The sequence below is a fragment of the Photobacterium indicum genome (assembly GCF_003026215.1).
Lineage (GTDB): Bacteria > Pseudomonadota > Gammaproteobacteria > Enterobacterales > Vibrionaceae > Photobacterium > Photobacterium indicum.
In genome coordinates this window covers 13,513-38,386 of record NZ_PYOC01000020.1, presented here as the reverse complement: position 1 = coordinate 38,386, position 24,874 = coordinate 13,513, and the positions used below count along the sequence as shown (strand labels likewise).

Annotated in this window: 24 protein-coding genes; 20 read left to right on the top strand and 4 right to left on the bottom strand. The window is 42.8% G+C overall.

Annotated elements, in window-relative coordinates:
• The first annotated feature begins 30 nt into the window (after positions 1 to 30).
• Positions 31 to 1,347: an adenylosuccinate synthase gene (locus C9J47_RS26345; protein WP_107256949.1), complete on the top strand. Its 1,317-nt coding sequence runs from the start codon at positions 31 to 33 to the stop codon at positions 1,345 to 1,347.
• 189 nt (positions 1,348 to 1,536) lie between these two features.
• Positions 1,537 to 2,163: a flagellar protein MotX gene (motX, locus tag C9J47_RS26340; protein WP_107256969.1), complete on the top strand. Its 627-nt coding sequence runs from the start codon at positions 1,537 to 1,539 to the stop codon at positions 2,161 to 2,163.
• A gap of 155 nt (positions 2,164 to 2,318) precedes the next feature.
• On the opposite strand, the gene hmpA is transcribed toward motX, so the two are convergent.
• Entirely contained in the window at positions 2,319 to 3,503 is a 1,185-nt protein-coding gene (hmpA, locus tag C9J47_RS26335) for an NO-inducible flavohemoprotein (RefSeq protein ID WP_107256947.1), read from the bottom strand.
• Positions 3,504 to 3,605: 102 nt separating this feature from the next.
• Here hmpA and nsrR point away from each other — a divergent pair, with 102 nt between their 5' ends.
• The 7 genes from nsrR (at position 3,606) to rplI (ending at position 9,156) form a co-directional block, all read left to right on the top strand.
• Complete coding sequence (gene nsrR / locus C9J47_RS26330; protein ID WP_107256945.1) at positions 3,606 to 4,040, top strand: nitric oxide-sensing transcriptional repressor NsrR; 435 nt, start codon at positions 3,606 to 3,608, stop codon at positions 4,038 to 4,040.
• A 117-nt stretch (positions 4,041 to 4,157) separates the two neighbouring features.
• Positions 4,158 to 6,719, top strand: coding sequence for a ribonuclease R (gene rnr, locus C9J47_RS26325; RefSeq protein ID WP_107256943.1), 2,562 nt, complete (start codon positions 4,158 to 4,160; stop codon positions 6,717 to 6,719).
• Positions 6,719 to 7,456, top strand: a complete 738-nt coding sequence (gene rlmB / locus C9J47_RS26320; protein ID WP_006233801.1) for a 23S rRNA (guanosine(2251)-2'-O)-methyltransferase RlmB — start codon at positions 6,719 to 6,721, stop codon at positions 7,454 to 7,456. Before rnr ends, rlmB begins: the two co-directional genes overlap by 1 nt.
• Positions 7,457 to 7,686: 230 nt before the next feature.
• Positions 7,687 to 8,112, top strand: coding sequence for a 30S ribosomal protein S6 (rpsF, locus tag C9J47_RS26315; RefSeq protein WP_107256941.1), 426 nt, complete (start codon positions 7,687 to 7,689; stop codon positions 8,110 to 8,112).
• A gap of 8 nt (positions 8,113 to 8,120) precedes the next feature.
• Positions 8,121 to 8,435 (top strand): primosomal replication protein N, encoded by a 315-nt coding sequence (gene priB, locus C9J47_RS26310; protein ID WP_107256939.1) that lies wholly within the window; start codon positions 8,121 to 8,123, stop codon positions 8,433 to 8,435.
• A 3-nt stretch (positions 8,436 to 8,438) separates the two neighbouring features.
• Positions 8,439 to 8,666: a 30S ribosomal protein S18 gene (gene rpsR, locus C9J47_RS26305; protein ID WP_006233798.1), complete on the top strand. Its 228-nt coding sequence runs from the start codon at positions 8,439 to 8,441 to the stop codon at positions 8,664 to 8,666.
• Positions 8,667 to 8,703: 37 nt separating this feature from the next.
• On the top strand, positions 8,704 to 9,156 hold the full coding sequence (gene rplI, locus C9J47_RS26300) for a 50S ribosomal protein L9 (RefSeq protein ID WP_006233797.1): 453 nt from the start codon (positions 8,704 to 8,706) through the stop codon (positions 9,154 to 9,156).
• A 117-nt stretch (positions 9,157 to 9,273) separates the two neighbouring features.
• Here rplI and C9J47_RS26295 read toward each other — a convergent pair whose 3' ends face one another.
• Positions 9,274 to 10,026, bottom strand: a complete 753-nt coding sequence (locus C9J47_RS26295; RefSeq protein WP_107256937.1) for a DUF481 domain-containing protein — start codon at positions 10,024 to 10,026, stop codon at positions 9,274 to 9,276.
• Between the two features lie 246 nt (positions 10,027 to 10,272).
• Between C9J47_RS26295 and C9J47_RS26290 the strand changes: the two genes are divergently transcribed.
• The 4 genes from C9J47_RS26290 (at position 10,273) to pgi (ending at position 16,175) form a co-directional block, all read left to right on the top strand.
• Positions 10,273 to 11,670, top strand: a complete 1,398-nt coding sequence (locus tag C9J47_RS26290) for a replicative DNA helicase (protein ID WP_006233795.1) — start codon at positions 10,273 to 10,275, stop codon at positions 11,668 to 11,670.
• Between the two features lie 28 nt (positions 11,671 to 11,698).
• A complete protein-coding gene (gene alr, locus C9J47_RS26285; RefSeq protein ID WP_107256935.1) occupies positions 11,699 to 12,778 on the top strand; it encodes an alanine racemase in 1,080 nt (359 codons plus the stop codon).
• Between the two features lie 24 nt (positions 12,779 to 12,802).
• Positions 12,803 to 14,053, top strand: coding sequence for a BamA/TamA family outer membrane protein (locus tag C9J47_RS26280; RefSeq protein ID WP_107256933.1), 1,251 nt, complete (start codon positions 12,803 to 12,805; stop codon positions 14,051 to 14,053).
• 469 nt (positions 14,054 to 14,522) lie between these two features.
• Entirely contained in the window at positions 14,523 to 16,175 is a 1,653-nt protein-coding gene (pgi, locus tag C9J47_RS26275; protein ID WP_107256931.1) for a glucose-6-phosphate isomerase, read from the top strand.
• A gap of 97 nt (positions 16,176 to 16,272) precedes the next feature.
• On the opposite strand, the gene C9J47_RS26270 is transcribed toward pgi, so the two are convergent.
• Both C9J47_RS26270 and zur read right to left on the bottom strand, forming a co-directional pair.
• Positions 16,273 to 16,734 carry a chemotaxis protein CheX gene (locus C9J47_RS26270; RefSeq protein WP_107245159.1) on the bottom strand — a complete coding sequence of 154 codons (462 nt, stop codon included), beginning with the start codon at positions 16,732 to 16,734 and terminating at the stop codon, positions 16,273 to 16,275.
• A 33-nt stretch (positions 16,735 to 16,767) separates the two neighbouring features.
• Positions 16,768 to 17,214, bottom strand: a complete 447-nt coding sequence (gene zur, locus C9J47_RS26265; protein ID WP_107256929.1) for a zinc uptake transcriptional repressor Zur — start codon at positions 17,212 to 17,214, stop codon at positions 16,768 to 16,770.
• Between the two features lie 501 nt (positions 17,215 to 17,715).
• On the opposite strand from zur, the gene dusA reads away from it, so the two are divergent.
• The 7 genes from dusA to C9J47_RS26230 all read left to right on the top strand — a co-directional run bounded on the left by dusA (position 17,716) and on the right by C9J47_RS26230 (position 24,776).
• Positions 17,716 to 18,756 (top strand): tRNA dihydrouridine(20/20a) synthase DusA, encoded by a 1,041-nt coding sequence (gene dusA / locus C9J47_RS26260; RefSeq protein ID WP_107256927.1) that lies wholly within the window; start codon positions 17,716 to 17,718, stop codon positions 18,754 to 18,756.
• A gap of 203 nt (positions 18,757 to 18,959) precedes the next feature.
• On the top strand, positions 18,960 to 19,202 hold the full coding sequence (pspG, locus tag C9J47_RS26255; protein WP_107256925.1) for an envelope stress response protein PspG: 243 nt from the start codon (positions 18,960 to 18,962) through the stop codon (positions 19,200 to 19,202).
• Between the two features lie 142 nt (positions 19,203 to 19,344).
• Positions 19,345 to 19,995, top strand: coding sequence for a TIGR04219 family outer membrane beta-barrel protein (locus C9J47_RS26250; protein WP_107256923.1), 651 nt, complete (start codon positions 19,345 to 19,347; stop codon positions 19,993 to 19,995).
• A 116-nt stretch (positions 19,996 to 20,111) separates the two neighbouring features.
• On the top strand, positions 20,112 to 20,345 hold the full coding sequence (locus C9J47_RS26245) for a hypothetical protein (protein ID WP_006233784.1): 234 nt from the start codon (positions 20,112 to 20,114) through the stop codon (positions 20,343 to 20,345).
• Positions 20,346 to 20,513: 168 nt separating this feature from the next.
• The gene (locus tag C9J47_RS26240) at positions 20,514 to 22,331 is read left to right on the top strand and encodes an assimilatory sulfite reductase (NADPH) flavoprotein subunit (RefSeq protein WP_107256921.1); all 1,818 of its coding nucleotides are present in this window, start codon (positions 20,514 to 20,516) and stop codon (positions 22,329 to 22,331) included.
• Complete coding sequence (gene cysI, locus C9J47_RS26235) at positions 22,331 to 24,022, top strand: assimilatory sulfite reductase (NADPH) hemoprotein subunit (RefSeq protein ID WP_107256919.1); 1,692 nt, start codon at positions 22,331 to 22,333, stop codon at positions 24,020 to 24,022. The genes C9J47_RS26240 and cysI overlap by 1 nt, the downstream gene beginning before the upstream one ends.
• Complete coding sequence (locus tag C9J47_RS26230; protein ID WP_107256917.1) at positions 24,015 to 24,776, top strand: phosphoadenylyl-sulfate reductase; 762 nt, start codon at positions 24,015 to 24,017, stop codon at positions 24,774 to 24,776. The genes cysI and C9J47_RS26230 overlap by 8 nt, the downstream gene beginning before the upstream one ends.
• Positions 24,777 to 24,874 lie beyond the last annotated feature (98 nt).

The window sequence follows — 24,874 nt, the reverse complement described above, 5'->3', positions numbered from 1 at the left end:
TCCTTTTTTAACTACAGATAGACGAAGAAGATGGCAAATAATGTAGTCGTTCTTGGCACCCAATGGGGTGACGAAGGTAAAGGTAAGATAGTAGACCTATTAACCGAAGATGCAAAATATGTGGTTCGCTACCAAGGCGGACACAATGCAGGTCACACCCTAGTCATTGACGGTGAAAAAACTGTCTTGCACCTGATCCCATCAGGCATTCTGCGTAACAACGTTAAATGTATTATTGGTAACGGTGTTGTTCTTTCTCCAGACGCGTTAATGAAAGAAATGGGCCCGCTAGAAGAGCGTGGTATCCCTGTTCGTGAACGTCTATTCCTTTCAGAAGCTTGTCCGCTAATTCTTCCGTATCACATCGCACTTGATCAAGCGCGTGAGCTTGCTCGTGGTAAAAAAGCAATTGGTACAACGGGTCGTGGTATCGGTCCTGCGTACGAAGATAAAGTTGCTCGTCGTGGTCTACGCGTTGGCGATCTATTCGATAAAGAAGCATTTGCTGAGAAGCTTAAAGAAGTAATGGCTTACCATAACTTCCAAATTGAGCATTACTACAATGCTGAACCAGTAAGCTATGAAGAAGTTCTTGCCGGTGTGATGGCGCAAGCTGACCTACTAACTTCGATGGTTATCGATGTAACTAAAGAACTTGATGATGCGCGTCTACGTGGCGACAAGATCATGTTTGAAGGTGCACAAGGTACGCTTCTAGATATCGACCACGGTACTTACCCATACGTAACGTCTTCTAACACGACTGCTGGTGGTGTTGCTGCAGGTTCTGGTTTTGGTCCTCGTCACCTAGGTTACATCCTAGGTATCGCGAAAGCATACTGCACACGTGTAGGTGCGGGTCCATTCCCGACTGAGCTATACGATGGTCTAGAGAAACAAGACCCAGTAGGTAAGCACCTAGGTACAGTTGGTAACGAGTTTGGCGCAACGACTGGTCGTCTACGTCGTACTGGTTGGTTTGATGCAGTGGCTATGCGCCGTGCAGTACAGATCAACTCAATCTCTGGTTTCTGCCTAACTAAGCTAGACGTAATGGATGGCTTAAAAGAGATCAAGATTTGTACTGGTTACAAAACTCAAGACGGTAAAACTTTAAGTGTTTCTCCAATGGCGGCTGATGCTTACGAGAACCTAGAGCTAATTTACGAAACAATGCCTGGTTGGTCTGAAACCACGTTTGGTGCAAAGACACTTGACGCGCTTCCACAAGCAGCATTAAATTATATTGCTCGTATTGAAGAATTAACGGGTGTACCAATCGATATCATTTCGACTGGTCCAGATCGTAATGAAACTATTATCAAGGTTCACCCATACGGTGAATAATTACCTATAAGGTAATTGATAATGTTTGATGAAAGCCAACCGAAAGGTTGGCTTTTTATTGCCTGCCATTTGATGTTACCCTCTAGTCTATTTTTTGAGTGGCAAAAAGTTGCCGCTTTTTATCGCTTTTCTCTAAAGTCTGAAATGGTATGGTCGATAAGCTATTTACGGCTTAAGAGAGATTCGTTGATGAACCTGCGCCACTTATTATTTTCGACATTACTGGTAGTTACACCTGTATATGCATTGGAAGATGTAGGTGATGCTGTACCTGTTTATACTGACTCTCAATTGATTAAGTTGTTTGAAAGTAATGCCCATCTGCAGCAGCTAAAAGCAGATGATTGCCAGTTGGTGCAAGATATTGAAGCACGGGCGAAACGCGTAGAGTCCCCCTCTTACCAGTTCTTGTATGGCGATATGTTGGCTTGGGGCGTTTGTGTTGAGCGTGACGTTGAGTTAGGCGTATATTACATGCAGTCTGCTGCGCATCAAGGTTCACCTGCTGCACTGGAACAGCTTGGTCGTTATTATGCAAAAGGCACGTTAGTCCAACAAGATCGTGAACGGGCTATCCCATACTTACGCGAAGCGGCTGCAATGGGAAATGTTGATGCCCGCATTCAACTCGCTGAGTTATTATTGAATAATTACGGCAGCCCACTGGATTTTGAAGATGCATACCGCTGGTTGTATAACACAGTGACTGCCAGTAAGAGCTCGCATCGAAAAATTGCCCAGTTACGTATGGGGCTTGAACGCCGGATGCCTGAAAATATTATTGCACGAGCAAAACGTCGTGATACTTTTTGGTAAATATTTATCTTCTTGCAAGGCTCCCTGCTTCTAATTCCATTCTATGTCGCAATAAAAAAAGCGTAACCATTGGCTACGCTTTTGAACTATGACACTTCGCTTTTATCGCACATACTGAATCAGTGAGCAGCTTCAGCATGTTTCCACAGTATCTTTTATAGTACTTTATGTGGACCAAAGCATTCGTAGTGAATATTGTCTTCCTGCACACCGAGCTCGATAAGCTGTTTTGCAACATGCTGCATGAAACCAACTGGGCCACAGAAGTAATAATGCATTGCAGGGTCAATTAATTGCGGTGCAACAGCATTCAAATCAATCATGCCTTGGTAATCGAAATCTTCAGCTGGACGATCTGTGGCTAGTGGTTCACGATACCAGATTGTTGCACTAATATGATCGTACTTATCTGCAAGTGTATTTACATAATCTTTAAAGGCGTGGTGACGACTATTTTCAGTTGCGTGCAACCAATGCACCGATGCTTGATGTTCTGTTAGCGCATCTAACATTGATAATGTTGGTGTTAAACCTACACCAGCTGAAATTAGTGTAACGGGTGTAGTTGCCGATACATCTAAAAAGAAATCGCCTGCAGGTGCGGCAAGTTGTACGGTATCACCAACAGTGAGTTCATTGTGCAGGTAATTAGAGACTTTACCGCCTTCTTCACGCTTAACCGAGATTCGGTAGTTATCGGTACGTGGCGCAGACGATAAGCTGTATTGACGTATTTCCTGAAATTCAAAAGCGTCAGGAGTGAGGTAGATACCTAGGTATTGTCCCGGTTTAAAGTTTGAAACCGTACCGCCATCTGTTGGCTTGAAAGTGAAGCTGGTAATAACATCACTTTCTTGTGTTTTTTCGATTAATGTAAATTCACGCGTTCCACGCCAGCCACCCGTTTTTCCTTCCTTTTCTTGATAGATCGCTTCTTCACGAGTAATGAATACGTTGGCAAGCACGCCGTATGCTTCACCCCAAGCGTCTAATACTTCTTGTCCTGGTGACAACAATTCATCAATTGTTGCCAGTAAATGACCGCCAACAATTTGGTATTGTTCAGCTGTAATCATGAAACTTGTGTGTTTATGAGCAATTTTTTCAACAGCAGGCAATAAGGCTGCTAGATTGTCGATGTTGTTCGCATAAGCGCAAATTGCATTAAATAATGCTTCACGTTGATCACCGTTACGCTGATTACTCATGTTAAAAATATCTTTGAGTTCAGGGTTATGGCTAAACATACGTTCATAAAAGTGCGCGGTTAGCTTTGGGCCTGTTTCAGCGACAACAGGTGCTGTTGCTTTAACAATATCAATAGTTTGTTGACTTATCATGACTTTCTCTTAAAGTTATATTTATAATGCACCTTATAAGTTGTATCTGATCTGTATCTTTTAGTCAATAACAAGATTAAAATGGGCGAAAGAGGAGTTATTGTGCAGTTAACCAGTTTTACAGACTATGGCCTTCGTGCCTTGATATACCTTGCGACTTTGCCTGAGGGCGAATTAACCAGTATTAGTAAAGTGACTGAAGTTTATGGTGTATCCCGTAACCACATGGTTAAGATCATTAATAAATTAGGTCAACTTGGCTATGTGGATACTGTGCGAGGAAAAAACGGTGGTATTCGTTTAGGAATGCCTGCTAACCGAATTGTTCTGGGCGATGTTGTGCGTGCAACTGAACCACTGCAGATCGTTAATTGCAGTGAAGACTTTTGTCATATTACGCCAGCTTGCCAACTAAAAGGAATTTTGGCATCAGCAAGAAGTGCGTTTTTAGCTGAGCTTGATAAACATACTTTGCTAAGCTTAATTGATAATAATCCACCGTTACTTGTATTGCTCGATCGTCCTGTAACGGAATAACGCATATAACAATAACTTCCCATCTTATTAGTGGAGTAAAGTTTTTTGCTTTGCTCCCGTCTGTTCACCTATGGTTTGAGTATACCTAACGTATATTTTGCCAACATGGATCAGCTTATGTCCAAAGGTACAACCGATTTACCGGTCGATCCTTTCCGCGATCGCGAAGCATCAAATTACGAAAACCCAATTCCAAGCCGTGAACTTCTACTTGAAGTGATTCGTGGCTTTTCTACTCCTGTTAGCCGTGATCAGTTATTTACTGAATTAAAGCTAGAAGGGGATGATCATTACGAAGGTTTACGCCGTCGCTTACGTGCGATGGAACGTGATGGTCAACTTATTTTTACCCGTCGTCAGTGTTACGCCTTACCTGAGCGTCTCGACCTCATTAAAGGTCATGTTATTGGTCATCGTGATGGCTTTGGTTTCGTGCGCCCTGAAGGTGTAGGAAACAAAGAAGACCTCATGCTGCCTAGCCACCAAATGCGTGGTGTGATTCACGGTGATTACATTTTGGCGCAAGTGTCAGGTGTTGATAAACGTGGACGTCGTGAAGGTCGTGTTGTTCGTATTTTACAAGAAAGTACCAAGCAAATTGTGGGTCGCTTCTTCATTGAAGACAGCATGGGTTACGTGGTGCCTGACGATTCCCGCATTTCGCAAGATATCGTGATCCCGAACGACTTCCGCATGGGTGCTCGTATGGGAAATGTTGTGGTGGTTGAAATCAATCAACGTGCCACTCGTCAGCATAACGCGGTAGGTAAAGTCGTCGAAGTGTTGGGCGAAAACATGGCGCCGGGTATGGAAATCGAAATTGCCCTACGTACCCATGATATTCCAAACGAATGGCCATCTGAAGTCACTAAGCAAATTCAGGGGCTAGGCGAAGAAGTACCTGAAGAAGCGAAAGCAGGACGCGTTGATTTACGTGATTTACCATTAGTTACGATTGATGGTGAAGATGCCCGTGACTTTGATGATGCTGTTTTTTGTGAGCGTAAAAAGTCAGGTGGCTGGCGTTTATGGGTAGCCATTGCTGACGTAAGCCATTACGTTCGCCCTGCTTCAGCATTAGATAACGAAGCAACTAAACGTGGTAACTCGGTTTATTTCCCTTCCGAAGTGATCCCGATGTTACCTGAAGTATTGTCGAATGGTTTATGTTCACTGAACCCACAAGTCGATCGCTTGTGTATGGTTTGTGAAATGACTATTTCTGATTCAGGTAACCTGTCAGGTTATAAGCATTACGAAGCGGTAATGAATTCTCATGCTCGTCTTACTTACACGAAAGTGAGTAAAATGTTGGATGGTGATGAAGAGTTACGCGAACGTTATGCGCCATTAGTTCCTCATTTAGAAGAACTCTTTGGCATGTATAAAGTGCTGAAAAAATCACGTGAAGAGCGTGGTGCGATTGAGTTTGAAACAATCGAAACGCAGTTTATTTTCAATGCAGATCGTAAGATAGACCGCATTGTGCCTGCAGAGCGTAACGAAGCACATAAAATCATCGAAGAATGTATGATTTTAGCCAACATTGCATCAGCGCGTTTTGTTGAAAAAGCCAAAGAGCCTGCATTGTATCGTGCACACGATGTTCCTGGCGAAGAACGCTTACAGGGTTTCCGTGATTTCTTGGGTGAGTTGAGCCTGCATCTATCAGGTGGCCTTGAGCCTACACCGCGTGATTATGCGGCATTGGCGACGCTAATTCATGATCGCCCTGACAAAGAATTGATTCAAACTATGCTACTTCGTTCTATGAAGCAAGCTTTGTATCAAGCAGATAATATCGGCCACTTCGGTTTAGCACTGAAGCAATACGCGCACTTTACGTCGCCAATTCGTCGTTACCCTGATTTAACCTTACACCGCGCAATTAAGTACTTAATTGCGAAAAATGAAGGTAAGAACGAAGATCGTGTGACACCAACTGGCGGTTATCATTACTCATTCGATGATATTGATAAAATCGGCGAACAATGTTCAATGACAGAGCGTCGTGCAGATGATGCAACACGCGATGTGGCTGATTGGCTGAAATGTGAGTACATGCAAGACCATATCGGCGATGAATTCGAAGGTGTGATTGCGAATGTAACAGGCTTTGGCTTCTTTGTTCGTTTAAAAGAGCTGAACATTGATGGCTTGGTGCACATCTCGAATCTAGCGAATGATTACTACCAATATGATGCGATTGGTCAGCGATTGATTGGTGACAGTTCTGGTCTGGTATACCGTTTAGGCGACACGGTTCAGGTGAAGGTTGCTGCCATTAACTTGAATGATCGCCAGATTGATTTTGATATTGCTGGTAGTAACCGCAAACCGCGTGGTGAAGGTAAAACAGCAAAGAAAAAACAACAGCGAATGCGTAAAGCAGAAGGTATGCGCTCATTCGGCGGGAACCCAGTTAAGAAAGCGTTCATTGTTGAAGATGGTGAAGCAAAAACGGCACATCGTTCGAAATCAAAGAGAGTACGCTCATCGGTGCGCCAAAAGCTGAAAGAAGGTGCTGTACCATTGGCTGAGGGTGATAAAGGTCCTGCTACGGGGGATCCAAAGTCAAAGAAAGCGAACGACCCTAAGCGTAAAGTGAAGAAATCAAGCAAGGCACGAAAGAAACAGCGTGCTGGTAAAAAAGAACGGTTAGAGAAGAAGGCTAATTAATGAGTAATGACATGATTTTCGGTATTCATGCCGTAAAAGCTGTTTTAGCGACAGACCCGGTACGTTTAATCGAAGTATTTGTGCTAAAAGATCGTCAAGATGATCGCTTAATGCCGCTACTTACTGAATTGAAAGACTTAGGTATTACTATTCAGCAAGCAGGTCGTAAAGCATTAGACGACAAAGCTAAAGGCGCATCTCATCAAGGTATTATTGCTCGTGTTAAGCCTGCAAAACAGCTGAATGAACACGATTTAGATGCCATCTTAGAAGGCTCTGAAAATCCGCTGTTATTGATTTTAGATGGCGTAACTGATCCTCATAACCTAGGTGCTTGTTTACGTAATGCTGATGCTGCTGGTGCCGCTGCGGTAATTATTCCTAAAGACCGTGCAGCACAGCTGACTGCAACCGCAAGTAAAGTCGCTTGTGGTGCTGCTGAAGTGATGCCTCTGGTACGTGTAACGAACTTGGCGCGTACCATGCGTGCACTACAAGACAAAGGTGTGTGGATTGTCGGTACTGCTGGTGAAGCAACGCATGATATTTACCACAGTAAACTAACAGGGCCACTAGCCATTGTTATGGGTGCTGAAGGTGAGGGAATGCGTCGTCTGACGCGTGAAACATGTGACGACTTAATCAAGATCCCAATGGCTGGCTCTGTTTCAAGTCTTAATGTGTCTGTCGCGACAGGTATCTGTTTATTTGAAGCTGTACGTCAACGTCAGATTTAGCCTTTTATTTTAGCTAGATAGCGACATTATGAAGTACATAAAAGGGCTGTGATTTTCACTGCCCTTTTTTATTTTCATTTTTACTGGGATTAATACCTAAAAGCTCTTGCTTCAATTGGGTATTCTCTATACTATTCGGTGTCCAAATTCTCGGTTCTTTTTTTAGTTCCTTGCTTCCTCTGGTTAACCGAGCCAAATCTGGAAGCTGATTAATCCGTAAGGAGCAACCAATGCGTCATTACGAAATCGTATTCATGGTGCACCCTGATCAAAGCGAACAGGTTGCTGGCATGATCGAACGTTACACTGGTTCAATCAAAGATTCTGGTGGTCAAATTCACCGTCTAGAAGATTGGGGCCGCCGTCAAATGGCTTACCCAATCAACAAACTGCACAAAGCACACTATGTTCTTATGAACATCGAAGCTGAGCAGTCTGTAGTTGACGAGCTTGAAACGACTTTCCGTTTCAACGATGCTGTGATCCGTAACATGATCATGCGTGCGAAAAACGCTGTAACTGAGCCATCTCCAATGATGAAGGCTAAAGAAGAGCGTTTCACTAAGCGTGACGACCGCGAAGAGCGTTCTGACCGTTCAGAAGCGCCACGTGCAGAAGCTCCAGCAAAAGCTGAAGACGAAGCTGCAGCTGAGTAATTTGTAATATGACCAATCGTCTGGAGTTATCTGGCGTTATCGCCAAAGACCCCAAACGAAGCCAGTCCCCGGCAGGTGTGCCTCATTGTCACTTTGTGCTTGAGCATCGCTCCTACCAACGGGAAGCTGATTTACCTCGACAGGTGTATTGTTACATCAACGTAGTAATCAGTGGTAAAGGTCTACAAGTTCTCACTCAAGATTTAGCCGTTGGTATTCACACTAAGGTAGCGGGATTTATCTCATACCAAACCGGCCGTAATGGCATAGGTAAATTAGTGTTGCATGCCGACCACATTGAAATAATTTGTTCAGGAGATTAGCCCATGGCACGTTTCTTCCGTCGTCGTAAATTCTGTCGTTTCACTGCAGAAGACGTACAAGAGATCGACTACAAAGACGTAGTTACTCTAAAAAACTACATTACTGAAGCTGGTAAAATTGTACCGAGCCGTATCACTGGTACTCGTGCTAAATACCAACGTCAGCTAGCTCGCGCTATCAAGCGTTCTCGTTACCTAGCACTTCTACCGTACACAGATAAGCATCTGTAAGCGTAGTAGTTTTTAGACTTATAAAGAGGACAAGATAATGCAAGTTATTCTACTTGATAAAATCGGTAACCTAGGTAGCCTAGGCGATCAAGTAAACGTTAAGTCTGGTTACGCTCGTAACTTCCTTATCCCACAGGGTAAAGTTGTTATGGCTACTAAAGCTAACGTTGAAATGTTCGAAACTCGCCGTGCAGAACTAGAAGCTAAAGTTGCTGAGCAACTAGCTGCTTCTGAAGCTCGTGCAGAAAAATTAGCTGCTCTAGAAGCGATCGTTATCGCATCTAAAGCAGGTGACGAAGGTAAACTATTCGGTTCTATCGGTACTCGCGATATCGCTGACGCTATTACAGCGGCAGGCGAAGCAGTAGTGAAGAGCGAAGTTCGTCTACCTGAAGGCGCGCTACGTAACACTGGCGAATACGAAGTTAGCATTCAGCTAAACTCTGACGTATTCGCTAAAGTTAACCTAACAATTGTTGCTGCAGAGTAATAGTTTTTAGTGTTAATAAAAAAACCAGCCTTTGGGCTGGTTTTTTTGTATCTGTAATATGCCATTCATAACTGAATCTAGCGGGTTCGACAGAACTTCTTCCCTGAAATCGACGCGCTAAATCTTAAACAGTAAATTGACCGTCATGGTTGAATCTCTCTTTTTCAAACCATCGGGCACCCAACTATTATATTTTTGTGAACTGCTAATCTTTATCGCAATGTGTTCGGTCACAGAGCTGGTCAGATTTATTTCACTTTCTAACGTACTGTTACTGTTACCCGCTATGCCTGTTAGTCGTAGATCCAACTCCATATTTTTAACCGGCTTCCACGTTACTTTGGTACTTGCCCTGATAATAAGTTCGTCGACCGTATCTGGCACAATGATGTCATCGGAATCAATCTCGTCCAGGTTCGGTTCTTGGTGCCGGTAGCCTGGGCCTGCTTCCACTTCCATCAAGACGGTTTCGCGACGAAAGAGCTGATAACCCATACCTGTTGCTAAGGTAAAATCGATAAAGTACGGCCCATAGCGATCGTCAACATAATTAGCATTACCCAATAGATAGGCACGCTCATTAATTTTCATATCTGACTGTAATTCTAACGAACCTTTACGTTTGTCTTCTTCGCCATCTTTATTGACTAATAAGTACTTTGCTTCACCTGAGTGACGGAATTGGTTTTTTACATACGTAAGTCCAAGCCGCGTGTTCAACGATTGTGAGTCTGAATTACCCGACAATGATTGGTAACCAAGCTCTATCTCCGTAGATAGCGGTGAAGGGGGGAGGTTTGGCGTATCGTCATCATCAGCATAAGCGTGAGAACTGGCAAGCAGTAGTAAAGCGAGTAAGTATCTTGCCAAGTGTCCTCCGTTGCTCGAGTGTTATTTAAATAGCGTGTCGGTATAAATGCTGGCGGGCAGTTTACCTTAAAATTGTCAGCTTTTGGTCAAGAATAGCAAAGGGATACATCTTGCTCGCAGAAAAAGCGTCATAATCATCTTATCAACAAAAAGGCATCTTTCTATTTATCCTGTACGAGATATGCGTAGAGATGACATGAATAAGGTATACTAACAGGCTTCGTTTCAGGTAACCGCGCGATCATTATGGCTGATAATAGTAAACCGAAAAAATATAAAGATACCCAGATGGATGCAATCAAAATGCCTCCACATTCATTAGAAGCCGAGCAGTCTGTGCTGGGCGGTTTAATGTTGGACAATGAAAAGTGGGATCGCGTTGCGGAGAAGGTTGTCTCAAAAGACTTTTATAGTCGTCCTCATCGTATTATTTTTGAAGCTACAGCAGCGTTACTTGAGGGCGGGCAGCCCCTCGATCTTATTACGTTGTCTGAACATTTAGAGCGTGCAGATAAATTAGAAGATGTGGGTGGTTTTGCTTACCTTGCAGAATTAGCTAAAAATACGCCTTCAGCGGCAAACATTGCAGCATACGCCGAGATTGTTCGTGAGCGAGCATTAATTCGAGACATGATTGGTGTGGCGAATGATATTGCTGATGCCGGGTATGATCCGCAAGGGCGTACCAGTGAAGACTTGCTCGACATGGCAGAAAGTAAAGTTTTTGCGATTGCAGAGCAGCGCACCAATGATAATGAAGGTCCACAGAGTGTTGATACCATTCTGGAAAAAACCTTAGAGCGAATTGAACTGCTATACCAAACGCCACAAGATGGTGTTACAGGTGTATCGACTGGTTTTAGTGATCTCAATAAGAAAACCGCAGGCCTGCAGGGTTCAGATTTAATCATTGTTGCGGCACGTCCATCTATGGGTAAAACCACGTTTGCGATGAATTTATGTGAAAACGCAGCAATGGACCAAGAAAAGCCGGTGCTTATCTTTTCATTGGAAATGCCCTCAGAACAAATCATGATGCGTATGTTGGCGTCATTATCTCGTGTTGATCAAACGAAAATTCGTACCGGTCAGCTTGATGATGAAGATTGGGCGCGTATCTCATCAACAATGGGTATTCTGATGGAGAAGAAGAATATGTTCATTGATGATAGCTCGGGCTTAACACCAACCGAATTGCGTTCACGGGCGCGTCGTATTGCTCGTGACCACGGCGGGTTAAGCATGATCATGATCGATTACCTTCAGCTAATGCGCGTGCCTGGCATGCAAGATAATCGTACTTTAGAAATATCTGAAATTTCACGCTCTCTTAAAGCATTGGCGAAGGAATTGAATGTTCCTGTTGTTGCCCTTTCGCAGCTTAACCGATCGTTGGAGCAGCGTGCTGATAAACGCCCTATTAACTCTGACTTACGTGAATCTGGTGCGATCGAGCAAGATGCCGATTTGATTATGTTTATTTATCGTGACGAAGTGTATAACGAAGAAAGTGCATTAAAAGGCATTGCAGAAATTATCATTGGTAAGCAGCGTAATGGTCCTATTGGCTCTGTTCGCTTAACGTTCCAAGGTCAATACTCGCGCTTTGATAATTATGCAGGACCTGCATTCGATGAAGAATGATCTTAGAATTAGGAATTAGGAATTAACGATGAAAGCGGCGACAGCTTATATCAATACCGACGCGCTAACACATAACATTCGACAACTGCATTTACAGGCACCGAATAGTAAATTATTAGCCGTAGTGAAAGCGAATGGATACGGACATGGCTTGTTACATGTAGCAAAAAGTTTACCTGATGCTGATGCATTTGGTGTTGCTCGTATTGAAGAAGCATTAACGTTACGTGCAGGGGGGGTCGTTAAACCTATCTTATTATTAGAAGGTTTTTATGGCGCATCTGATTTACCTATTATCGTTACGAATAATATTCATACTGTCGTCCATTCAATCGAGCAACTAGAGGCGCTAGAATCGGCTGAATTAGACAACCAAGCGGTTGTTTGGTTGAAGATTGATACGGGAATGCATCGCTTAGGTGTGCGCCCTGAGCAACTCGATGATTTTGTACAACGCTTACATGCCTGCGATAATGTCGCTAAACCATTGCGATATATGAGTCACTTTGGTTGTGCTGATGATCTGACGAGTAATGTCACTAACCAACAAATTAATACCTTCCTATCGTTAACGGAAGGCTGCAGTGGCGAGCGTTCTTTGGCTGCTTCGGCGGGAATACTGGCTTGGCCTGATAGCCAGCTTGAATGGATTCGTCCTGGCATTATTATGTATGGTGTCTCTCCATTTATTGAACCAGACCGTTCAGCTGAAGCATTTAACCTGCAGCCGGTAATGACACTAACCTCTAGCTTAATTGCAGTTCGTGATGTGAAAGCAGGTGAGCAAGTCGGTTATGGCGGCATATGGACCAGTGAGCGCGATACAAAAGTCGGCGTAATTGCGATTGGTTACGGTGATGGCTACCCACGTACAGCGCCGAATGGCACCCCAGTTTTAGTTAATGGTCGTATCGTACCCATGGCTGGGCGTGTGTCTATGGACATGCTGACTGTCGATCTTGGGCCTAATGCGCAAGATAAAGTCGGTGATGAAGCGGTTTTGTGGGGCAATGGTTTACCTGCAGAAGTTGTCGCTGAGCATATTGGCACAATCGCGTACGAGTTAGTGACCAAGCTAACATCACGAGTTGATATGACCTATTTATAATCGCAAAGTGAAGAACAGATTAATTTGAATTTCTATAAAAAAATTAAAGCCGTAGCCCTTGCTACGGCTTTATTGCATTCAGCATCAGTTTTATCTGATGAGCATCAAAAAAAATATCCCCCTGATTTTGCGGCCGTTCCGTTTGCTTTTTCCAGTGACTCTTTAGGGTTCGCGGTTGGTGCGGCAGGCTTGATTAAAAGTGCTGGGCAGCCTCAGGCATCATTGCTTGGTGTGGGTGTTATTACCGATAAAAATTCGTGGATAACCTTTCTTGCTGCGAACAATTATGTGTTGTCACAAGATAGTCGATGGTTATTTGGTGCTGAGCTGTACGCTGCTGATTTTAATCAGGCTGATTATTATGTGGGTGACGGCACATTGAATGATTCTTCTCAAGACGATGCCATTATTGCTGATGGTAAAGAAGCCCAATACCGTTTGACTGCTCGCTATATTTTACCGTTTGGAGCGGGGGAATCTGAGGGTTTCATGGCTGCGATTAAGCCAGCACGTACTCTGACAGGAAGCAGCCCATGGACGAGTGGGGTATCGTCATTAGAATTTCGGCCATTTTATCAAAGTCGAGAGTTTACCGATTCTACAGCTAGTGATATAGGCTTTGAAGAGCCGACCAGTGTGTGGGGGCTTGAAACACGTTTTGATTGGGATAACCGTAATAATACCCGTAATCCTACAGAAGGTAGCCGTAGCCAGTTTTCTGTAACCTATTCCCCCGGTGATACTGATAGTCCGGAGTGGTGGAGATGGGAACTGAGCCAAAGCTGGTTTTGGGATTTAGGTGCATTTAAAGATCTTATTGATCAACAAGTCTTTGCTTTTAATGTTTATACCGGCGATACCCCTAGTTGGAATAATACCCAAAATATCAATGGCAAAGATGAATATAATCGCCCGCCAGAATATGCAGGTACTCGGCTAGGTGGTCTATATCGTTTACGTAGCTTCCAAGGCGGTCGTTATGTTGATCGTTCAGCATTGAGTTACAGCATGGAATATCGAGTCTTGCCTGACTGGCAACCCTTAGGTGACTGGCCCGTTTTTGATTGGTATGACGTACCATGGTGGCAGTGGGTGGCTTTCGTTGATATCGGCCGTGTTGCGGATGAATATAATTTAGTTGAGTTACATAAAGATATGAAATGGAGCGCCGGTGGTGCGATTCGTTTCCAAGTTGAAGGTGTGGTTGTTCGTACTGAAATCGCGTGGGGTAGTGAAGATAATATGTTTCGCGTAATGATTAACCAGCCGTTTTAATTGTTGCCGGGCTTACACACACTCTTCCTCATCGATATGTAGGTAAGACGCGTGGATGTTTGTTGAATGAAAATATGTACTAAACCAACATAAAACTGGTGTATCTCTGTAATTTGTTGTTCAATTTCATCGGTTATTAGATAGGGACGAGGGTTACACTTTTAGCTGGTGTTGCCTTTTGAAACCACATTAATTCTTGCGTCTTGATTGAAGCTCTGTTGCAATCAGAGATGTTACTGGAACAAGAAGTAATAATAACGTCTATTATTTACTCTTGGTTTTCGTGACCTGACTCAATGAAGGTAGATGTGTCTTCACGTCATAATCTGTCATAAGTTGTAAAATTACAAAAAAGTCTGATAAACAGACTGTATGCGCCACAACAACATTCGAATATCGGGGATCCATTGAGTGATTTGATTCGAAATGCTCGATGGATTGTACAACTAAAAATATCAGGAACTTCACCATGTTGAAAAACATCAACCCAACGCATACTCAAGCTTGGAAAGATCTGACTGCACACTATGAAGATGCGCAAGATCTACAATTAAGCGACTTGTTTGCTAACGACAGCGAGCGTTTTGCTAAGTTTTCTGCAACATTCGGCTCAGATATTCTGCTTGATTACTCTAAAAACCTTATCACAGAAGAAACGCTGACGAAGCTATTTGCATTAGCTGAGCAAACTGAACTAAAAGCGGCTATTGCCGAAATGTTCAGTGGTGAAAAGATTAATAAAACTGAAGATCGTGCTGTTCTTCACTCTGCATTACGTAATCGTAGCAATACATCAGTCGTTGTTGATGGTGAAGACGTTATGCCTAAAGTTAACGCTGTACTAGAGAAGATGAAAGCCTTCACTGCACGCATCGTTGACGGTGATTGGAAAGGTTATACAGGCCAAGAAATTACCGATGTTGTTAATATCGGTATCGGTGGTTCAGATCTTGGCCCTTACATGGTTTCTGAAGCATTAGTACCTTATAAAACGCGTTTGAACATGCACTTTGTATCAAACGTTGACGGTACGCATATCGCAGAAACACTGAAAGATTTGAACCCAGAAACAACGTTATTCTTGATTGCATCAAAAACGTTCACAACACAAGAAACAATGACGAATGCACACTCTGCACGTGATTGGTTCTTAGCAACAGCTCAAGATCAAGCACATGTCGCGAAGCATTTTGCTGCGCTTTCAACCAATGCAGGCTCAGTATCTGAGTTTGGTATCGATACAGACAATATGTTTGAATTCTGGGATTGGGTTGGTGGTCGTTATTCACTATGCTCAGCTATCGGTCTATCTATTTGTTTATCTATTGGCTTCGACAATTTTGTTGAGCTATTAGATGGTGCTCATGAAATGGATCTGCACTTTGCACAAGCACCGTTAGAAGAAAACCTACCAGTGATTCTGGCGCTAATCGGTATTTGGTACAACAACTTCCACGGTGCTGAATCTGAAGCTATTCTGCCATACGATCAATATTTACACCGTTTTGCTGCTTACTTCCAGCAAGGAAACATGGAATCAAACGGTAAGTGTGTAGACCGTGGTGGCAACCCTGTTGATTACCAAACGGGTCCTATTATTTGGGGTGAACCAGGTACAAATGGTCAGCATGCTTTCTATCAGTTGATTCACCAAGGAACAAAGTTAATTCCATGTGATTTCATTGCACCATCGATTAGCCATAACCCATTAACGGATCACCATCCGAAACTAATGGCTAACTTCTTTGCACAAACTGAAGCATTGGCATTTGGTAAAACAAAAGAGCAAGTGGAAGCTGAGTTTGTTGCTGCAGGTAAAACTTTAGATGAAGTGAAAGACTTAGTACCGTTTAAAGTTTTTGACGGCAACCGTCCAACTAACTCTATCTTGATTAAACAAGTAACGCCGAAAGTATTGGGTTCTTTAATGGCTCTGTATGAGCAAAAGATCTTCACGCAAGGTGTTATCTGGAATATCTTTAGTTTTGATCAGTGGGGTGTTGAATTAGGTAAGCAGCTAGCTAACCAAATTCTACCTGAACTAAATAATGCAGACAGCATTACTGGCCATGATAGCTCAACGAATGGTCTTATTAACGCGTTCAAACAATGGCGTAAATAAGTTCACGTTGTGAAATAGTTGTTAGAAATAAGAACACCGCATTGGCGGTGTTTTTTTTATCTGATAGTTATGGCTTTGTTTCAATGGTGAAGTAGGGTTAATCAAAACAGATTTCGATGAACGCTTTACCGTATTCAGAATTGAAAGGCATGATGATGATGACACCATCCGTCTTATGGGTAATTGTATGACCTCGCCCTGAGACTACTGCAGGGGTTGCCATTTCAAAGTTATACCCTTTATCGGCTAAAATACGTTTAGCCCCGCCCGTTACCATGTTGGTAATTTCACCAACCATATCAGTGACTTCTTCGTTGATACCATTCGGGCGCTCACCTAGCATGCGCTGCATGATTTCTAAAGCGAGGTTTTCATCAAAGGTAATCGACATTGATCCTTTCGTTTGTGGACCAATTAAACCAATTAAACCTGATACATCACCGCGTGCCACTTCATCTTTTTTAATGCGTGGCTTTTGTGGGGCCAATTCCATTGACGCCATGGTTTTCAGAACATTCAAAAGTGATGCTAAGAAAGGGTTTACGAATTCTGCTCGCATAATTACGTATTGTGCCTATGAAAATTTAAAATATTATTTGCTGCTTTGACACTTACGGCAAATACCGTGGCTTTCTACTACATGATGATTAATTTTGAAGCCGTATTTTTCTGATTTTTGGCGTAATAATTTTGCTAAATCATCATCATGAGATTCTTCTACATAGCCGCATTCATCACAAATCAATAATTGCGAACAATGATCGGCGTGCCCAAGTACACAACAAGCAATATAGCTATTAGTGGATTCAACTTTATGAACGAACCCTTGAGCTAATAAAAAATCAAGCGCGCGATATATTGTTGGTGGCTTTGCTTGAGGCTCGGTTACTTTAAGTAAATCTAATAACTCATAAGCGCTTATTGAACTGTGGTGCTCAATAATTAACTCAAGAACTTTTAACCGTTGAGGTGTAAGTCTAACTCCTCGTTGTTCGCAAAGCTGTTGTGCTTTATTCAGCAGTTGCGTTTGATTAGCCATTAAAACCTCAGAAAACAGCGATAAGTCAGACAGTTTATCACAGCATTCGATAAACGTATGTCTGGTCTCTAAATTCTAGAACAATCAGGAGAATATTTCGCGAGTTTGATCACGCTACCGTATGTATTCAATAAAAATAACGTGATATGCAGATTAATAGCGTTTTTCTAGAATGTCACCGGCTTGTAATAGACCTTTATAACGTAAGTGTATTCGGGAAGGGTTTGTAAAGAATGGCGAGAAGGTTGAGTAACAATGTTAATTTTAACCCTTTGAAATAAAACGTGAGGTGATGTATGAGTATATCCGCCTTTACAGTTTTTAATGGGGGAGGTGGATTGGTTGTTATCTGGTTTTAGTTTCTATCTTGGGCTTCGTTAATAAATCGCGTAAACTAGCGCACCTTGCTAATAAACACTGTGCTTTTTACTTTTTGAAGTATTGAAAAGCCTATTGGCAATATTTTGTATTTATAGCTCTACTTAGAATGAAGGTATGACAATGGTCACTGATGCTTTATTGAATAACCAAAATGATGAAATAAAAACGCAAGATAATTCTGGTTATCCAATGCAGCGTTTTTCCGTTGCACCCATGCTCGATTGGACTGATCGTCATTGTCGTTATTTCCATCGTCTATTAAGTGAAAATGCTTTGCTTTATACCGAGATGGTTACAACAGGGGCAATTATTCATGGTAAAGGCGATTTTCTGACGTTTAATGAAGAAGAGAATCCTGTCGCATTACAATTGGGTGGTTCAAACCCTGTTGATTTAGCGCACTGTGCGAAACTAGCTCAAGAACGTGGCTATGATGAAATTAACCTGAATGTAGGTTGCCCATCAGATCGTGTTCAGAATGGACGGTTTGGAGCTTGCCTAATGGGTGAAGCAGATCTGGTGGCTTTATGTGTTTCATCAATGCGTGAAGTGGTTGATATTCCTGTTACCGTTAAAACTCGAATTGGTATTGATGAGCAGGATTCTTATCAGTTCTTGGTTGATTTCATTGGTACCGTCAACGAGAAGAGTGGCTGTGATAATTTTACGGTACATGCGCGTAAAGCGTGGCTCAAAGGGCTTAGCCCGAAAGAGAACCGTGAGATCCCACCGCTTGATTACCCGCGTGTTTATCAATTAAAACGTGACTTCCCAAATATTATCATGGCGATTAATGGTGGCATTAAGACGTTTGATGAGATGGAAGAGCATTTAAAGCACATGGACGGGGTAATGGTGGGTCGCGAGGCTTATCAAAATCCGTATTTGATGGCAGAAGTCGATCAACGTTTATTTGGCAGTTCAAAGCCAATTATTAAACGTCGTGAGGCTGCAGAAGCAATGTTTCCTTATATTGAACGCCAGTTGGCGAATGGCTCTAAACTGGGCCATATTACCCGTCATATGCTTGGGCTTTTCCAAGGTATACCTGGTGGACGTCAATGGCGTCGTTATATCAGTGAGAATGCGCATAAATCAGGCTCTGGAATTGAGGTCGTGCAACACGCGTTAGACAAAGTTCCCCATGATCTAGATGTATAACTAATATTAGTATTATTCAGACTGATTAAAGGTTGGCAATATTAACCATAACAAATGGCTATTTTGACCAAGTTTAGAAAGCGTAATCTTAATGAGAGGTTACGCTTTTTTGTATCATGTTGAAATACAATGAATTATGTTCTGACTCAAATAATGGCTTACTTTGTGCAATGGTTATATGTAGATAATAAAGGGGAATGAATATGATCGAGTTTCTATTTTTAATTGCTTTTTCATTAGTACTGATTTTTACCGGTGTCAGTATGATTGGCGTATTACTTGCTGTGGCTGCTGGTTTTGCCATTATGGCAGTCGCGGGTATGATTGGAATTGTGTTTAAGCTATTACCATGGATTGCATTGATTGCGATTGTTGTGTGGTTTTATCGCGAGAAAAAAGCAGACAAGTCTCACCGCGAGAGATCAACATACCGCCGTCGTTACTAGCGGTATCGAGTCAATTTGTATAGCAACAATAAGTATTTTTGGGCTCAATAATTCAGCAAAGCGAATGAAGTGCGGTTTTCTTGTACAGCTTCTGCTATAGTCTTGCCGATTTTTTAAAATACTTATAAGAGCGGAGACTCGAATGAACAAATTAATGCTTACAGCTGTAGCGGCTGCTGTAGCTTTTTCTGTAGCAGTACCAGCACAAGCTGCAGCACTTTTAGGAGTTAAAGCCGGCGTTGACGTATGGGCTGCTAATGCGAAAGTCAATAGCACTACTAACGACAAAAGTGACGACACGTCCCCTTCATTTTACGTAGCATTTGAGCACTTTATTCCATTAGTGCCTAACTTCCGTCTTCGTTACAACGACATCGATACTGGCGCTGTTGCTTTCGAACAAACAGACTTAACTGCTTACTACGAAATCTTAGATAACGATGCGATTGCATTCGATCTTGGTCTTACAATGACGAAGTTCGGATCGGGTAACGTTACTCTTGGTGATAAGAATGATACGTTTGATGAGTGGCAGCCTAGCATCTACGGTAACGTAGAAGTGGGCATCCCGATGACACCACTATTTGTGTTTGGTGATCTAAACTTCAGTAGCTTCAACAGCAACAGTACTGTTGATGGTCAAGCGGGTGTTAAGTGGTCTATTCCTTTAGTTGCGCTTGATCTAAACGTTCGTGGTGGTTACCGCGTGATGGATTACGATTTTGATAGCGTTAAAAACAGTGATAGCGTGAAGCTTGACGGTTGGTTTGCTGGTGTTGAATTAGATTTCTAAGCCTGACTAATTGTATGAATATTAAAAAGCCACGAATTATTCGTGGCTTTTTGTTGCCTGTTTCTCTGTTTTTGTACCATTTTTAATAAGTGACACATTCATCAGGAAACAGGATTATGACTATAGATGAATTACAGCGCTTATATTTAACCAGCGATTTAGTGGAAGCTGTTGTCGAGCCGTCAATCCAAACTAACGGATGGATTGTGGAATTTCGTCACCGTCGTGGCGGATTAGTCCCTTTAACTGACCATACTGGTAGTGAAAAATGCTATCAGGATGTCGATTCTGCAACAGAAAGTGCGTTTGAGGTCGGTTTTCATCAAGTGAGAATTGCCGACGCTTTCTAACGTATTCTTTCTACTTATTCGCCACATTGCATGCTTAGTAACCCATTAAGCTGCATATTCACACCCCTGCACCTAACTAAAAGTTATAAAACATTCTCATCTATTCTTTCTTGTTATTTCATTCAGTGGCTAATCTAACATAACGCAATGTATAGGGAACGTCGTGTCATGTTACTTAAGGAATTATCGGCTGTAGCCAGCCCACTCAATGATCAACAAATAGATCAGTTACAACAAGCCGCTGCAGAATCATCACCACAGCAGCTTGCATGGATAAGTGGTTACTTTTGGGGGCTAAGTCAAACTCAGGCTTCAACTCATCTTCAATCTGTATCACAGCCCGGCGTTGTTGCCGCTGCGCAACCTGCTGGTAAATTAACCATTATCTATGCGTCACAAACGGGTAATGCTAAAGGGGTTGCCATTGCGTTAAAGGAAGAGGCGACTGCTGCGGGTATTGCTGTTGAGTTAGTATCAGCTGGTGATTACAAAGGTAAAAACTTCGCGAAAGAAACCCATGTCATTATTATTGCTTCTACCCATGGTGAAGGTGAAGCGCCTGATGATGCGATCGACTTACATGAATTCTTGCAATCGAAGAAAGCCCCCAAACTGCCTAACCTACAATATGCTGTTATTGGCTTGGGTGATTCAAGTTATGAGTTCTTCTGCCAAACGGCGAAAGACTTTGATGGTTACTTAAGCAAGCTTGGCGCTCTGCCGATGTTAGATCGCTTAGATTGTGATGTTGACTATGATGCACCTGCTGCGGAATGGCGAGTGAAGGCATTAGCCAAAGTCAAAGAGACATTATCAGCAGGTGATGCCGACGTTGTGCAGCTGCCTGTAACTCAACCTCAACAGGCTGTGTCGCAATACTCCAAGCAGAATCCGTATGCTGCGACACTGCTGACTAGCCAGAAGATCACTGGTCGTAATTCTGGTAAAGATGTTCGCCATATTGAAATTGATTTAGAAGGTTCAGGCTTAACCTACCAAGCTGGTGATGCACTAGGCGTATGGTATGAAAATGATCCTGAATTAGCGTTAGCCATCGTTGCTAAAGTGGGGTTAAGTGGTGAAGAGCTGGTTGAGGTTGATGGTGAAAGCATCCAACTTGTAACGGCTTTAGTTAGCCAATATGAAATTACTTCCGCGAACCCACAGCTGGTGACGAAATTTGCTGCGCTTTCTGAGAGTAAAAAGTTAGAAAAGCTGGTGGCAGATAAAAATAAGCTTCGTGAATACTCGGGTAATACTCAAATCATTGATGTGTTAGCTGAAAAGAAAACCCAATTAAGTGCTGAACAACTTATTAGTTTATTACGTCGTTTAACGCCTCGTTTATATTCTATTTCTTCTAGTCAGGAAGAGGTTGGCGAAGAAGTTCATCTAACTGTTGGCGTGGTTGAATTCGAAAAAGGTGAAGAAAGTCGTCAAGGTGGTGCTTCTAGCTTCTTATCTCGCCGTCTAGAAGAAGGCGGAACGGTAAAAGTCTTTGTTGAAGAAAACAATAATTTCAAACTGCCTGCAGATGACAATACCCCGGTGATTATGATTGGTCCTGGTACTGGTATCGCTCCTTTCCGTGCATTTGTACAAGAGCGGGACAACCGAGAAGCTGAAGGTAAGAATTGGTTATTCTTTGGCGACCGTACATTTACTGATGATTTCTTGTATCAAGTCGAATGGCAAAAGTACCTGAAATCAGGCGTTGTACAGCAACTTGATGTGGCATTCAGTCGTGACCAAGTTGAGAAAGTATACGTACAACACCGTGTGTTAGAACATGCCGAGCAGGTATGGCAATGGTTACAAGAAGGTGCGCATGTTTATGTTTGTGGGGATATGAACCATATGGCGAAAGATGTACACGACGTATTACTGACCGTGATTGAACAGCAAGGGAAGCAAAGCCGTGAGCAGGCTGAACAATATTTAAATGAGCTACGTAAGAGCAAGCGTTATCAAAAGGATGTGTACTAATGACTGAACAAAAACTATCAGATAACGAACGCCTAAAACGTGAAAGTAATTTCTTACGTGGCACCATTGCTGATGACCTTCAAGACCGTATAACGGGTGGCTTTACGGCTGATAACTTCCAGTTAATTCGCTTTCATGGCATGTATCAACAAGATGATCGTGATATTCGTGCTGAGCGTGCAAAGCAAAAGTTAGAGCCTTTGCACAATGTGATGCTGCGTGCGCGTATGCCCGGTGGCATCATTACTCCAACACAGTGGCTGGCAATCGATAAGTTTGCTGAAGAAAGCAGTTTATACGGCAGTATTCGTTTAACAACTCGTCAAACATTTCAGTTTCATGGCGTGTTGAAGCCCAATATTAAGTTGATGCATCAAACACTGAACAGCATAGGCATTGATTCAATTGCGACTGCTGGAGACGTGAACCGTAACGTACTTTGTACCACTAACCCTGTTGAATCTGAATTACATCAAGAAGCGTATGAGTGGGCAAAAAAGATCAGTGAACACTTACTGCCTAAAACCCGTGCGTATGCTGAAATTTGGCTCGATGGTGAAAAGGTCGAAGGGGGAGATGAAGAGCCTATTTTAGGCAGCAATTATCTACCACGTAAATTTAAGACGACGGTGGTGATCCCGCCACAGAATGATGTTGATGTACATGCCAATGACCTTAACTTCATTGCGATTGCTGATAATGGCAAGCTAGTCGGCTTTAATGTGTTGGTCGGTGGTGGCTTGGCCATGACTCATGGTGATAAAACGACGTACCCACGTCGTGCCGATGACTTTGGTTTTATCCCTTTGGCTAACACGCTTGATATAGCAGCTGCGGTAGTTACGACGCAGCGTGATTGGGGTAACCGTTCTAACCGTAAAAATGCGAAAACTAAATACACCTTAGATCGTGTTGGGGTTGATGTTTTTAAGGCGGAAGTTGAAAAACGCGCTGGTATTGCCTTTGAAGCGACTCGTCCTTATGAGTTTACTGACCGTGGCGATCGTATTGGCTGGGTTGAAGGCATCGATGGTAAGCACCATTTAGCGTTATTTATCGAAAATGGTCGCTTGTTAGATACGCCAGGAAAACCGCTGAAAACAGGTGTTGCTGAAATTGCCAAAATTCATAAAGGTGATTTCCGCATGACGGCGAATCAGAACTTAATTGTGGCAAGTGTACCTGCGGCTGATAAGAATAAGATCGAGCAGATCGCTCGCGATCATGGTTTGATCGACGATGGTGTCAGTGAGCAGCGTAAAAACTCGATGGCATGTGTCGCTTTTCCGACTTGCCCGCTAGCGATGGCAGAAGCGGAGCGTTTTTTACCTGACTTTGTCACGGATGTCGAAGGTGTGTTAGCCAAGCATGGCCTTGCGGAAGACGACAATATCATCTTACGTGTAACGGGCTGTCCGAACGGCTGTGGTCGTGCCATGTTGGCTGAGATCGGTTTAGTAGGTAAAGCCCCTGGCCGTTATAACGTGCATCTTGGTGGTAATCGTAACGGTACCCGCGTTCCTAAAATGTACCGTGAAAATATAACAGTGCCACAAATCATGGATGAAATAGATCTGCTTGTTGGTCGCTGGGCCAATGAACGTGAAGACGGCGAAGACTTTGGCGATTTTACTGTTCGTGTTGGCATTATTGAACCCGTTCTAGTATCTAAGAGAGATTTTTATGCCTAACTATGCATTAGCCGATTTACTGGAAAAAACGAAGATAGAACAGATCCTTCAATTGGCTGAGATTAATGCTGAACTTGAAGCGCTTTCTGCACAGGAAAGAGTTCGTTGGGCACTGGCGAATCTTGGTAGTGAATTTGCTCTTGCGTCTAGTTTTGGTATTCAATCAGCTGTGATGTTGCACTTGGTCACGAATGAATTCCCTAAAGTCCCGGTTATTTTAACGGACACGGGGTATTTGTTTCCTGAAACCTATCAATTTATTGATCAGCTGACTCGCCGTCTATCATTAAACCTTTATGTGTACCGATCAGAAGTAAGCTCGGCATGGCAAGAGGCACGATACGGTAAGTTGTGGGAGCAAGGGGTTGACGGTATTAAACAATATAACCGCTTGAATAAAGTCGAACCTATGCGACGTGCATTGGATGAATTAAATGTAAGCGCATGGTTTTCAGGATTACGCCGTGAACAATCGAGTTCTCGTGCATCACTGCCGGTGTTGGCGATTCAAAACGGTGTATTTAAATTTCTGCCTCTTATAGATTGGACGGATAATGATATCGAGCAATACTTGAATCAATATGATCTTCCTTATCATCCTCTTCGTGATGAAGGCTACCTTTCTATGGGGGATACACATACGACCAAAAAGTGGGAGCCTGGAATGACGGAGGAAGAAACCCGCTTCTTTGGCTTAAAGCGAGAGTGTGGTTTACATGAAGATGATGCGGAATCTGATGGCTCCGGTATTTAACCGTTCATGTGTCATATTTTCTTTGACCCGTGCTGACACTTTTTAAGTTAAAAAGCCTTACCTATTAATAGATAAGGCTTTTTTAATGCCATTATTTT